At 47.0% G+C, this 12,030-nt stretch carries 14 protein-coding genes and 1 pseudogene; 7 read left to right on the forward strand and 8 right to left on the reverse strand.

The genetic code is table 11. The annotated features are described in order from the left end of the window. Nucleotides 1-127 precede the first annotated feature (127 nt). A pseudogene (locus EOJ37_RS00835) lies at nt 128-760 on the forward strand (cytochrome-c peroxidase); the annotation flags it as partial. A 111-nt stretch (nt 761-871) separates the two neighbouring features. Here the strand turns inward: EOJ37_RS00835 and bioD are convergent. Continuing rightward, nucleotides 872-1,549: a dethiobiotin synthase gene (gene bioD / locus EOJ37_RS00840; protein ID WP_127956694.1), complete on the reverse strand. Its 678-nt coding sequence runs from the start codon at nt 1,547-1,549 to the stop codon at nt 872-874. 427 nt (nt 1,550-1,976) lie between these two features. Here bioD and gstA point away from each other — a divergent pair, with 427 nt between their 5' ends. After that, a complete protein-coding gene (gene gstA / locus EOJ37_RS00845; protein ID WP_127956696.1) occupies nt 1,977-2,582 on the forward strand; it encodes a glutathione transferase GstA in 606 nt (201 codons plus the stop codon). A gap of 41 nt (nt 2,583-2,623) precedes the next feature. On the opposite strand, the gene tyrS is transcribed toward gstA, so the two are convergent. The 3 genes from tyrS to anmK all read right to left on the reverse strand — a co-directional run bounded on the left by tyrS (nt 2,624) and on the right by anmK (nt 5,907). Further along, nucleotides 2,624-3,898: a tyrosine--tRNA ligase gene (gene tyrS / locus EOJ37_RS00850; protein ID WP_127956698.1), complete on the reverse strand. Its 1,275-nt coding sequence runs from the start codon at nt 3,896-3,898 to the stop codon at nt 2,624-2,626. Nucleotides 3,899-4,005: 107 nt separating this feature from the next. Further along, complete coding sequence (pdxH, locus tag EOJ37_RS00855) at nt 4,006-4,665, reverse strand: pyridoxamine 5'-phosphate oxidase (RefSeq protein ID WP_420820603.1); 660 nt, start codon at nt 4,663-4,665, stop codon at nt 4,006-4,008. Nucleotides 4,666-4,782: 117 nt separating this feature from the next. Further along, nucleotides 4,783-5,907, reverse strand: a complete 1,125-nt coding sequence (gene anmK / locus EOJ37_RS00860) for an anhydro-N-acetylmuramic acid kinase (protein WP_127956773.1) — start codon at nt 5,905-5,907, stop codon at nt 4,783-4,785. Nucleotides 5,908-6,334: 427 nt separating this feature from the next. Here anmK and EOJ37_RS00865 point away from each other — a divergent pair, with 427 nt between their 5' ends. Beyond that, complete coding sequence (locus EOJ37_RS00865; RefSeq protein WP_127956701.1) at nt 6,335-6,595, forward strand: YdgH/BhsA/McbA family protein; 261 nt, start codon at nt 6,335-6,337, stop codon at nt 6,593-6,595. Between the two features lie 219 nt (nt 6,596-6,814). On the opposite strand, the gene EOJ37_RS00870 is transcribed toward EOJ37_RS00865, so the two are convergent. Beyond that, on the reverse strand, nt 6,815-7,054 hold the full coding sequence (locus tag EOJ37_RS00870) for a DUF1289 domain-containing protein (RefSeq protein ID WP_127956703.1): 240 nt from the start codon (nt 7,052-7,054) through the stop codon (nt 6,815-6,817). A 117-nt stretch (nt 7,055-7,171) separates the two neighbouring features. On the opposite strand from EOJ37_RS00870, the gene gloA reads away from it, so the two are divergent. Next, on the forward strand, nt 7,172-7,579 hold the full coding sequence (gene gloA, locus EOJ37_RS00875) for a lactoylglutathione lyase (RefSeq protein ID WP_127956705.1): 408 nt from the start codon (nt 7,172-7,174) through the stop codon (nt 7,577-7,579). 142 nt (nt 7,580-7,721) lie between these two features. Further along, the gene (gene rnt / locus EOJ37_RS00880) at nt 7,722-8,369 is read left to right on the forward strand and encodes a ribonuclease T (RefSeq protein ID WP_127956707.1); all 648 of its coding nucleotides are present in this window, start codon (nt 7,722-7,724) and stop codon (nt 8,367-8,369) included. Between the two features lie 187 nt (nt 8,370-8,556). Here the strand turns inward: rnt and EOJ37_RS00885 are convergent, their stop codons facing one another. Next, nucleotides 8,557-8,898 (reverse strand): Grx4 family monothiol glutaredoxin, encoded by a 342-nt coding sequence (locus tag EOJ37_RS00885; RefSeq protein WP_162473634.1) that lies wholly within the window; start codon nt 8,896-8,898, stop codon nt 8,557-8,559. A 464-nt stretch (nt 8,899-9,362) separates the two neighbouring features. On the opposite strand from EOJ37_RS00885, the gene sodB reads away from it, so the two are divergent. Next, nucleotides 9,363-9,941 carry a superoxide dismutase [Fe] gene (sodB, locus tag EOJ37_RS00890; protein WP_127956708.1) on the forward strand — a complete coding sequence of 193 codons (579 nt, stop codon included), beginning with the start codon at nt 9,363-9,365 and terminating at the stop codon, nt 9,939-9,941. A gap of 49 nt (nt 9,942-9,990) precedes the next feature. Here the strand turns inward: sodB and cydH are convergent, their stop codons facing one another. Further along, a complete protein-coding gene (cydH, locus tag EOJ37_RS00895; protein WP_127956710.1) occupies nt 9,991-10,080 on the reverse strand; it encodes a cytochrome bd-I oxidase subunit CydH in 90 nt (29 codons plus the stop codon). 191 nt (nt 10,081-10,271) lie between these two features. Between cydH and purR the strand changes: the two genes are divergently transcribed. Beyond that, nucleotides 10,272-11,297: an HTH-type transcriptional repressor PurR gene (gene purR, locus EOJ37_RS00900; RefSeq protein ID WP_127956712.1), complete on the forward strand. Its 1,026-nt coding sequence runs from the start codon at nt 10,272-10,274 to the stop codon at nt 11,295-11,297. Nucleotides 11,298-11,319: 22 nt separating this feature from the next. Here purR and EOJ37_RS00905 read toward each other — a convergent pair whose 3' ends face one another. Then, nucleotides 11,320-11,943, reverse strand: a complete 624-nt coding sequence (locus EOJ37_RS00905) for a riboflavin synthase subunit alpha (protein WP_127956714.1) — start codon at nt 11,941-11,943, stop codon at nt 11,320-11,322. Nucleotides 11,944-12,030: the final 87 nt, after the last annotated feature.

Genomic DNA, 12,030 nt, shown 5'->3' on the forward strand with positions numbered 1-12,030 from the left:
ATGGAAAAATAGTCAACTGGACCAACTGCTGCCCCTGCCCGGTAACACCTTCTCCTCATCCACCTAATCTGCCGCTCACCTTAACCACTTAATATAAACTCGCAAGGTGAGATCGCCGGATGTTTACGCAAATTTACAACAACAGGCTGAAGGACCACCATTAAACCCGATTGAAATGGCCTCCCGCTCTTGGGCAGAAATCATCGCTAAGCTTGAAAAAGATAAAGAATTTAAAGATGAGTTTAAAAAGGTGTACCCCAAAGGCTTTAGTGATAAAAACATTACCGATGCGATTGCCGAATTTGAAAAAACCTTAATCACTCCCAATAGCCCGTTTGATCGCTATTTAAAAGGTGATGAACATGCGTTAACCAAACAGCAAAAACGTGGTTATCAACTGTTCCAGCAAAACAAATGTGGTACTTGTCATACTGGTGTCAACCTCGGTGGTCAATCTTATGAAATTATGGGGCTTAAAGCGGATTATTTTGCAGCACGCGGTGATCTGACCAGCGCCGACCTTGGACGTTACAACGTCACGAAGAATGAGGCTGACCGCTACCGTTTTAAAACACCGACACTGCGTAATGTCGCGTTGACAGCACCCTACTTCCATGACGGTAGTGCCAGCACATTGCAGCAGGCGGTCAAGGATATGCTGACTTATCAAGTCGGAAAGTCTCTTTCAGAAAGAGAGATCAATGATCTGGTTGTATTTTTGGAAACGCTAACCGGAAAATATCCACCGACAGAAAATTAGACAAGCAGATGATCAACCTCAAGCCCGGATTGTCAGACTTATCCGGGCGTTGGTTATGGCGGCTAGGCTGCCATACCATAAGAGTATGCTGCCAAACATAGCCTGAAGCGATCAGCCTTTATTATCCAATAATTTAGAAATATCAATATATTGTGCCAATTCACGCTGTTCAGCACGCGGAAGATAAGGGATCTCTCCCAGCAAAGGGGCTGGTATGCGCTGCCGCAACGCAGCAATGGTTTCCGCGTAATGTGCTAATCCCGGATTAATCCGGTTAGCAACCCAACCTAATAATGTAAGGCCATCGTTAATCACCGCCTCTGCGGTCAATAATGCATGGCTAACACAGCCAAGTTTGATGCCAACAACCAAAATCACCGGTAGCCGTTGCTGCACAACCCAGTTGGAGTAAGGTTGCAGATCACTCAGCAATACCCGCCAACCACCACTGCCCTCTACCACTACCGTTTCAGCCTGATGCGTCAAGTGCTGTAAACCTTGGCTCATCAGTTGATAATTTGTATCTTGTATTTCTCCAGCATGAAATACCTCATCCAGACAAGTAATTGGATTAACTTCTTCATAACATACTGGAATGGTTGAAGATGCTTGCAGTACCAAGGCATCTTTATTTCTGATGCCTTCACTCGTCTCCTGGCAACCTGCAGCAATCGGTTTATAACCTACAACAGAACGCCCTTGTGCAGCAAATGCTTGCAGTAATCCGCGAGCCACTACGGTTTTACCGACACTGGTATCTGTCCCAGTTATGAATAAACGTGTTAGCATGACATAACTTGCCTTAAAATAGTTAAACGGAGAGAGTCTAGAGCAACATCATCAGCAACAGATTGAGGCAGCGCAATCTTTTCGCAATCAGTATAAAAACGTCTTCCTAATTTAACCCTTTTAGCTATATCATGGCCGTTTTGCGCAAATAACACTCTAACCCTGCCTATCAAACGACCATCGCCTTATTTAATAATGTCGCACGCAAGGCAATAACATATCTCAGCGGAACAGTTATAGTTTCTCTCGATGTATTGCTAAGCTATTAGGCTGAATTACACTCTGTGGCTTATGCAGATAGAGATGACCTCTCTGCTAGTTATCACTCTGCATTTCCTGTTTAGCCAAAAAGTTGACCAAACAGTGACTCCTACCGCATTATGGTGGGTGTCTTTTTTATTGTTTATTTGTAACTGAGGGCTTTTTAATGAAACTGTTCTACACGGCGGGTGCTTGCTCATTATCTCCACATATTGTACTGCATGAAATAGGCCTGGATTTCACAGCAGAAAAAGTAGACTTGGCTCAGAAGAAAACAGAGAGCGGTGTTGACTATTTCACCATCAATCCTAAAGGACAGGTTCCAGCACTGCTGCTGGATGATGGTACCCTGCTCACGGAAGGTGCGGTGATTGTACAATATTTGGCGGATCAAGCACCAGAGAGCAACTTGCTGCCAGCTGTTGGTAGTCTGTCGCGTTATCAGGCACTTGAGGGCTTGAACTATGTCGCAACCGAGCTACACAAAGGCTTCACTCCGCTGTTTAAACCAGGAACACCAGATGAGTACAAAGTGATTGTGCGTGAACGTCTGGATAGCCAGTTCAACTACCTTAATACCCTGTTTGCCAAGCAGCCTTATCTGGCTGGTCAGCGCTTTACCATCGCGGATGCTTATCTGTTTACAGTATTGCGCTGGACAAAGCCGATGCAACTTGACATCAGTAAATATGCACATCTGCAAGCCTACTTTGATCGCATCGCTAGCCGTCCCGCAGTGAAAGCCACATTAAGTGATGAAGGCTTAAATTAATCACAACGCAAATAATCAGGGGGCTAGTTAGCCCCCTGTTTTCAATTCCACTCTAGCAAGCAGTAGTGTTTTTTGCCGCGCCGTAACAGTGTATAGCGACCAAACAGGCGATCAGCTTCAGTAAAGCGATATTCGGGATTGGACTGTTTTTCACCATTGATGGTCACGGCATTGGAAGCAATCATCGTGCGTGCTTGACCGCGTGAAGGCACCAGTTCAGCATTGACTAATGCCTGTTGCAAATCAGCATCAGCCTCCAGTTTGACCGTAGGCATACCATCTAGCGCCAGTTGTGCAAAGTCAGTTGCCGTCATCTGATCTAACGCTCCAGAAAACAGGCTCTGTGTGATACGTTTTGCCGCCGCTAGCCCTTCGGCACCATGCACCATGTGGGTGACTTCGTCTGCCAACACGTATTGCGCGCGTGGAGCCTTACCGCTCTGTTTATCTTCCTGTTCCAGTGCATTAATTTCTTCTATACTCAAGAAAGTGAAGAATTTCAAAAAGCGATACACATCCGCATCAGCAGTATTAATCCAGAACTGGTAGAACTTATATGGGCTGGTTTTTTCTGGTGATAACCAAACTGCCCCGCCCTCTGTTTTACCAAATTTGGTGCCATCAGATTTAGTGATCAGCGGTACGGTCAAACCGAACACCTGCTTTTGATGCAACCGACGCGTTAAATCGATACCAGAAGTAATGTTGCCCCACTGATCAGAACCACCAATCTGTAGTTCAACCTGGTGACGATGATACAACTCTGCAAAATCAAACCCCTGTAGCAGGTTGTAAGAAAACTCAGTGAAAGAGATCCCCGAATCATCACGGTTCAAACGCTGTTTGACCGCTTCTTTGTTGATCATCTGATTAACTGAAAAATGTTTGCCGATATCACGTAAAAAGGTCAGTACATTCATGTTGCCAAACCAATCATGGTTATTGGCAGTGATCGCGCTGTTGCTACCGCAGTCAAAATCGAGGAACGGTGACACCTGCTGACGAATCTTCTCCACCCACTGCTGCACGGTATCGCTGCTGTTCAGTTTGCGCTCAGCAGCTTTAAAACTTGGATCACCAATCATGCCTGTTGCACCACCGACCAGCGCCACCGGTTTATGACCAGCTAACTGGAAGCGTTTCAGGCAAAGCAGTGGCACCAGATGGCCCAAATGCAAGCTATCGGCAGTGGGATCAAAACCGCAATAGAGCACAATTGGCTGCTGCTCCAACCGCGCTGCTAGCGCTTTTTCATCCGTCACTTGGGCTATCAGCCCACGCTCTTGCAATTGTTGAATCAAATTGGTGCTGGCCATCAGTGTCTCCATCTGTAAAACATAGGCGGTAAAGTAAACTCACGATGGCGCATAGAATAAAACGCCAACGGCATCAGTACCAGTAGACAAAAGCTATTTTCTGCCTGTTAGGGTGCTAATCGGTCAATTTTCCAGTCGCTTCCTTGTCGTTGATAAAGGAAGCGGTCATGCAAGCGGTGCTCTCCCCCTTGCCAGAACTCGACCGAGTCAAATTTAACTCGGAAACCGCCCCAAAAACTGGGCAGCGGGATCTCGCCGTGCTGAAATTTTTGTTTCAGTTCAAGAAATTTCCCTTCCAGAATACCCCGGGTTGAGATACGGCTTGATTGTTGAGAAACCCAAGCGGCAATTTGACTATCTTTCGGGCGACTGGTGAAGTACTTCATCACCTCTAGGGTCGATAAACGTTCAGCTTGCCCTAAAAAGATCACTTGGCGATCGAGCATATGCCAAGGGAACAGCAGGCTAATGCGCGGATTGTTAGCCAGTTGCTGCGCCTTGCGGCTTCCCAAGTTGGTGTAAAACACCAAACCTTGCTCATCAACATGTTTCAGCAACACGATCCGCTGAAAAGGCTGTCCATGCTCATCCACCGTAGCAACACACATCGCGGTGGGATCAGCAAGACGCGCCTCACACGCCTGCTGTAACCAGCGCTCAAAAAGTTCGAGCGGATTGTCAGTCAGATCGCTACGACGTAATCCACCGCGCGTATACTCCCGGCGCAGACTGGCAAGATCAGGTACTGTATGGTCTGTCGATTTCATCATAAAAGAGCCCATAAGTGGGTTGAAAAACAGTAATGGCTGCGGCACATTAGCTGGACGACGAAAACCGCAGATAACCAATAACACATTGAACATGTTGCTTACAGTGACTAACAGCTACTGTTTAAATGCGCCCGGTGTGACGGGATAAATCGCACCCAATACAGTTTCGCAGCTAGCCCCAGTCACCGAAGGTAGATTCCCCGATTGACCAGAAAGCGTTCTAAACGCCAGCCAAGCAAATGCCAGTGCCTCCATATCATCACCACTGACACCAAAGTGGTCGGTTGAAGCCACCTCAATGTCTGGCAATAACGCAGAAATACGCGTCATCAGTGCCGGATTACGTGCACCACCACCACAAACCAGCAAACGCTGACAACCGCCAGCTAATTGCACCTGCTGACAAATGGTAGTGGCAGTCAATTCCAGCAACGTTGCCATGACATCCACTGCAGCGACTGAACTAAAATTGCGTAACTGTGTCTCTAGCCAAACAATATTAAAATACTCACGCCCAGTGCTTTTGGGCGCGGCTAGCGCAAAATAGGGATCAGCCAACATCTGCTCAAGTAGCGGCTGGCAGACAGTCCCCTGCTTAGCCCAATGACCATCTTTATCATAAGGTTTATCATGATGTTGTGCTATCCATGCATCCAACAACATGTTACCCGGACCGGTATCAAAGCCACCTACAGCAACGTTTGGCAGCAATAGCGACAGATTGGCAATGCCACCGATATTCAGTATCATTCGCCGTTCTGTAGGATGCGCCAGCAGTGCATGATGAAAAGCCGGCACCAGTGGCGCGCCTTGTCCACCATAGGCCATATCGCGTCGACGAAAATCCCCTACAGTAGTGATATTCGTTCGCGCGACCACGCGATTATTATCACCCAGTTGTAGCGAAAACCGCAGTTCGCCTTCGGGCTGGTGCCACACAGTTTGTCCGTGACAGCCAATTGCAGTGATCTCCTGTGCCGAAACGGCGGATTGCTTTAACAATGCCAATACTGCCTCTGCAAACAATTCCCCTAACTGCGCATCCAACTTGCCCAAGGCAGAAAGCGTGGTCTGTTGCCCCTGGCAGACAGCTAAAATAGCGCTTTTCAGTTCAATCGGCATTGGATGGCTATATCGAGCCTGTTGAACCACACTGCCCTCATCAATCGCAGCAAGAACGACATCAACCGCATCCAAACTGGTGCCAGACATCACACCAATATAACGACCAGATCTCATCATTTCATCCTCTCCCCCACATGGGACAGTTAGCAACGTAGTGATTGATAATGTTAACTATTGGTCGTGCAGCTCTCACCTCAGCCTAATAAACTGAGCCGGCAAAAGGCAGCATGACTGCCGCGTTAACCAAAGAGTCCATTGTATAAAAAACGCCCTACTTCGCAGTCAACTGACTGAGTGAACAGTAATCAGTTTTTTCGATTGTCGATACCATAGATCATAAAGCTTTTCTGTGTAAACAAGACAAATTTTTATCTTTAAAAATCAAACGCATTTTTAAGCAATATCACCAACATTTAGTCAAAAAACAAACATCACCAATAAAATAGCATTTTGCTCCAATAAGCATGAGAAAAGTGGCGCATTGTATGGCTTGTTTTATAGTCATAGAGACCCCGTTCGAAGACACTAGCAGGAGTACTCAATGAAGTTATCTAAAAACATCATCATTATCAGTTCGTTGTTCGCTTGCTCTGCATTTGCAGCAGAGGAGATTACCAGACAAGAGGCAGCCAAACACAACTACGTGAAAGTGGGTAACATCAGCGTCACTGAAGAGGGTTTTAGCATGACAGACGCTGATATCGGCAAAAAGGTCGATGAAAAAGGTGGTAAATATTACGTAATCATTGCAGAGCATGGTGAAGAAACACACAAAACCATCCGCGCTATTATGTATAAGTAATTTTTACAATCAGTTAGCAACTCTAGTTAAGCATTATTCTGACAATCCTACCCCTTGTAATCTGATTGCAACTCCCTCCCCTCAATGATTGGGGAGGGCTTTAATGTCGACCAGACAGTAAAACCGCCGTGCTCCTGCCTCTCCCTTTCTGTCTTTTGACTGGTCGCGCCGAACAGCACAGCACTCACTCGCGTTGAGGTTTGGCGTTTGCTACTAAATTCAGAATAAAGAGGGTTGATCCGGTGGTATTTGCTCAGGCGTTTTCTTGGCACGCAACTGACGCAAATAGCGCTGACGGCAAAGACGAAGCACCTCACGCTTCTCGCTATCTTCCATCTGCATCCAGCGGAAACGCTCTTCACGGCTGCGCAAACAGCCACGACAGAACCCGCGATCATCTGTCTGACAGATATGACGGCACGGATTGGGAATACTGAACAACTCAAGCTGCTGTGCCATAATATCCCCCCGCGATTACGCCTTGCATCGTTGAACTCCCCAAGCTGACAAAGCTATACTGTTTTCGATTTAAATTCACCTGCCATCAATCATGGCTATACAAATTTTAGAGGATATATGCGCTTACTTCATACCATGCTGCGCGTCGGTAATTTGCAGCGCTCAATCGACTTTTATACTAATGTGTTAGGAATGCGCCTGCTGCGTACCAGCGAAAACAGCGAATATAAATACTCGCTAGCATTTGTTGGCTATTCCGATGAAAGTGAAGGGGCAGTGATTGAGCTAACCTACAATTGGGGTGTTGAACAGTATGAAATGGGCGGCGCATTTGGTCATATCGCGCTAGGCGTCGATAATGTAGCAGCCAGTTGCGATAATATTCGCCGTGCTGGCGGCAAAGTGACTCGTGAAGCTGGGCCAGTGAAAGGTGGCAGCACCGTGATCGCTTTCGTCGAAGATCCTGATGGTTACAAAATCGAATTGATCGAGAACAAGCACGCACGTGATGGATTAGGCAACTAAATAGTTAGCCCACCCTATCAATCAGTCCCTGCAATGCGCTCTTGTGACAGCCGTTATATTGATTTTAGTGCAATCAGCACTGCAGTCAGTGCAATAAATTTGTCATAATGAGCGCTGAACTGACTAAAGAAAACCGAAAATAATGGCCGAAAAAAGTGACTTAAATGCCCTGAGTGGCCGTTTCCGTGGATTTTATCCTGTTGTTATCGATGTTGAAACAGCCGGATTTAATGCACAAACTGATGCTTTGCTAGAAATTGCCGCCATCACATTAAAAATGGATAGTAGGGGGTGGTTGCAGCAGGATGAGACATTGCACTTTCATGTCACCCCATTTGAAGGCGCTCAACTACAACCGGAAGCCTTGGCTTTTAATGGTATCGATCCCTATAACCCGCTGCGGGGCGCAGTCAGTGAATATGAAGCACTGCACGCTATTTTTAAAATGGTGCGTCAGGGAATAAAAGCTCAGGGATGCAATCGTGCGGTGATTGTGGCGCACAACGCCAATTTTGATCACAGTTTTGTTATGGCTGCCGCTGAACGGGCAAAATTAAAACGTAACCCCTTCCACCCATTTGCCACCTTTGATACTGCTGCATTAAGTGCGTTAGTACTTGGACAAACGGTGTTGGCAAAAGCCTGCGCCAGCGCTGAAATTGCATTTGATAGCCAGCAGGCACACTCAGCACTTTATGATACTTACAAGACAGCACAACTATTTTGTGAGCTGGTTAACCGCTGGAAGCGATTAGGTGGCTGGCCAATCACTGACAACAACAGTTGCTGAGAGCCAGTAAGACCAAGCAGAAATAACAGCAATCAATGTCACAACCGATGCCAGGCCAAACAAACTCGCAAAGGTTGCGATGTTGAGCTTCAACACTGCGCCAAATGAGAAGCGCAATAACTTCAGTTGCTTACCACAACAGTTATGGCAAGCAACCGTAACACACCATCAGTTACCGCAAAGAGTGCTACTCTTCACTCGCGGGTTGCTGCTTCTCTGCGGCCTGCTTGATGAGCGGCTGCAGTTCGCCACGCTGATACATTTCAACGATGATATCGCAACCACCAATCAACTCCCCTTCTACCCACAACTGTGGAAAAGTCGGCCAGTTGGCATACTTTGGTAACTCAGCGCGGATATCTGGGTTCTGCAAAATATCCACATAGGCAAAACGCTCGCCACAAGCAGAGAGTGCCTGTACCGCTTGAGCTGAAAAACCACAGCTTGGTAGCTTTGGTGAACCCTTCATATAGAGCAAAATTGGGTTGCTAGCGATTTGTTGTTCAATTTTTTCAATTGTTGTCATCATTACTTCCTTAAAACCAGAACGGACCAAGAGGGTGCAGCTTCTATCGTCAATAGCCACGCCACCAGATGGCAAGCATTGTAGCGATAGTCACTGCATGAAGAAATCGCAATTTTTGCTAAACGCAAAGTAAACATTGACGCTATTTTCTGTTTGACTTGTCGCTGTAGGCAACGCCAATGCCAACCGAGGTTATTGATACCAGCAATTCAGACACCTGCCACATGCAACAAATGCAACTCTCTGGTTCTGTCAGGGAGTTAGGCGGCAACTAAAATCGCTCCCATCACAGCACTTCGAAACATCCTGTGCTACGCATACGCTATTGAGTAGCACGCTTTGGATCTTTTATTCCGTCGTAAAGTTGCTAAGATTGACTGCATCACGAGTTTCTGTTGCTCTGCACTGTCGCCGTGCATCGCGCGGTCATGCAGGCCAATCACAAGCATATAAAAAAGGAGCACACAATGTCGTTTGAATTACCGGCGTTACCCTACGAGAAAAATGCACTTGAGCCGTATATCTCTGCTGAAACGTTGGAATACCACCACGGCAAACACCATAATGCCTACGTGGTCAATCTAAACAACTTGATAAAAGGCACTGAGTTTGAAGGAAAAACACTGGTTGATATCATTAAAACCTCAACTGCCGGTGTGTTTAATAATGCAGCTCAGGTCTGGAACCACACCTTCTACTGGCACTGCTTAGCGCCAAAAGCCGGTGGCGAGCCTAGCGGTGCGGTGGCTGAAGCCATCAACAAATCGTTTGGCTCTTTTGCTGCCTTTAAAGAGCAGTTTACCGATGCAGCAGTGAAGAATTTTGGTGCTGGCTGGACTTGGCTAGTTAAGAAAGCTGACGGTAGCCTAGCGATTGTGAACACCTCGAATGCACAGACTCCTATCACAGGATCTGACAAGCCGTTGCTGACTGTTGATGTGTGGGAACACGCATATTACATCGACTACCGCAATATGCGTCCAAAATACCTAGAGAATTTCTGGGCATTGGTTAACTGGGCGTTTGTGGCCGAGAACCTGGCTTAATCATTACTCACCGGCACATCATGGCGCAGCAAAGGCTGCGCCATATTTCTCAGTTCAGTGCGGCAATCAGGCCTAGCACAACAATCATGGTTAACGCTGTTGTTGCGGTCAACAAAGACAATTTTAGATCGGTATCCATAAAAACTCCTTTCAGCTTGCTTTTTCCAAGAGCATAATCCCTCCGTTTCAAACGTCAAATTATTTTCTTGGCTGGTGATTAATATCTTGCTATCAGCGCAGTTTGGGTAGCTTTTTCATCAAAAATACCAACAATAAGTTAACAAGACATCCACATGTCAGCAGTAAGAAGTTTCAGGAGTTCTTTTTTACATGGCAACCATTAAAGACGTGGCTAAACGTGCTGGGGTATCAACCACCACGGTTTCACACGTGATTAACAAAACACGTTTTGTCGCTGAAGAGACCAAAGTGGCAGTCTGGGCTGCAATTGAGGCATTACACTACTCCCCCAGTGCAGTAGCGCGCAGTCTGAAAGTTAATCGCACCAAATCGATTGGGTTACTGGCAACATCGAGTGAGGCGCCCTACTTTGCTGAAGTGATTGAGGCAGTCGAGAACAGTTGCTATAGCCAAGGTTACACCCTGATCCTGTGCAACTCACACAACGAGTTGGACAAACAGCGTGCTTACCTGGCAATGCTGGCACAAAAACGGATCGACGGTTTGCTGGTGATGTGTGCGGAGTACCCCGAACAGTTACTGGCAATGCTGGAAAATTACCGTGCTATTCCAATGGTGGTGATGGATTGGGGCAGTGTGCGCCGTGATTTTGTCGATACCATCATCGACAATGCATTTGCTGGCGGATACCAGGCAGGGCGTTACCTGATTGAACGTGGTCACCGTGATATCGGTGCCATCCCTGGTCAATTGGCACGCAATACCGGCGGTGGTCGTCATCAAGGATTCCTGAAAGCACTGAGCGAAGCTCAAATTACGCCACGCCCAGAATGGATCGTACAGGGTGACTTTGAACCAGAATCAGGGTATCGCGCAATGCAGCAGATCTTGTCGCAGCGGCAACATCCAACTGCGGTTTTTTGTGGTGGTGATATCATGGCGATGGGAGCGATCTGTGCGGCAGACGAGTTAGGCTTGCGTGTGCCGCAGGATATTTCGGTGATTGGTTACGACAACGTGCGCAACGCACGCTACTTCACTCCCGCTCTCACTACCATCCACCAACCCAAAGCGCGATTGGGCGAAATGGCAGTGACGATGTTGCTTGACCGTATTATCAACAAACGCGAAACCTCACAAGTGATCGAGATACAACCAACGTTGATCGAACGTCGCTCAGTTGCTGACGGCCCTTTCATCGATTATCGCCGATAAATTGACACATTTTGACGCATTGTTAGCCAGTTGGAGTCTGTCGACTGGCCAGCACGCGCTCGACGGTATCAACTACTGCTTGGGTTTGTGGATCAATTTCAATATTCACTTGGTCGCCCAAACGTTTTTTACCCAGCGTAGTTCGTTCCAACGTCTCGGGAATTAAGTGGACACAAAAACGGTTACTGACCACCTCACCAATGGTTAAACTGATGCCATCAATGCTGATAAACCCTTTATGTAAAACATATTTCATCAACTCAAGTGTTGGCATACGCAACCAGATCTGACGATTATTTTCTGATTGATAAATTTTTGCCACTTCGGCGGTACAAATAATGTGACCAGACATCAGATGGCCACCAATCTCATCACCAAATTTGGCTGCCCGTTCGATGTTGACCCGATCACCCAGCTTTAAATCGCCCAGATTAGTCAGACGCAGTGTCTCTTTCATCAGGTCAAAAGTGACACGGTCACCATCGATAGCGGTCACCGTCAAGCAGCAGCCATTATGTGCTACCGAAGCCCCTATCTCCAGACCTGCCAGCCATGACTCTGGCATTTCAATAGTATGGGTGCGGAAGTTGAGTTTCTCCTCTATCGCAACAACCGGTGCAGTACCTTGGACGATCCCAGTAAACATATTGGCCTCTTTTCAGCTAGTAGATCATATCAACGTGCACTGGCAGTTTGCCGCAGTTGCGGCTGAAAACCAAACCTCTTGTGCTAA

Source organism: Serratia microhaemolytica, from assembly GCF_004011885.1.
In the GTDB taxonomy this organism is placed as follows: domain Bacteria; phylum Pseudomonadota; class Gammaproteobacteria; order Enterobacterales; family Enterobacteriaceae; genus Serratia_G; species Serratia_G microhaemolytica.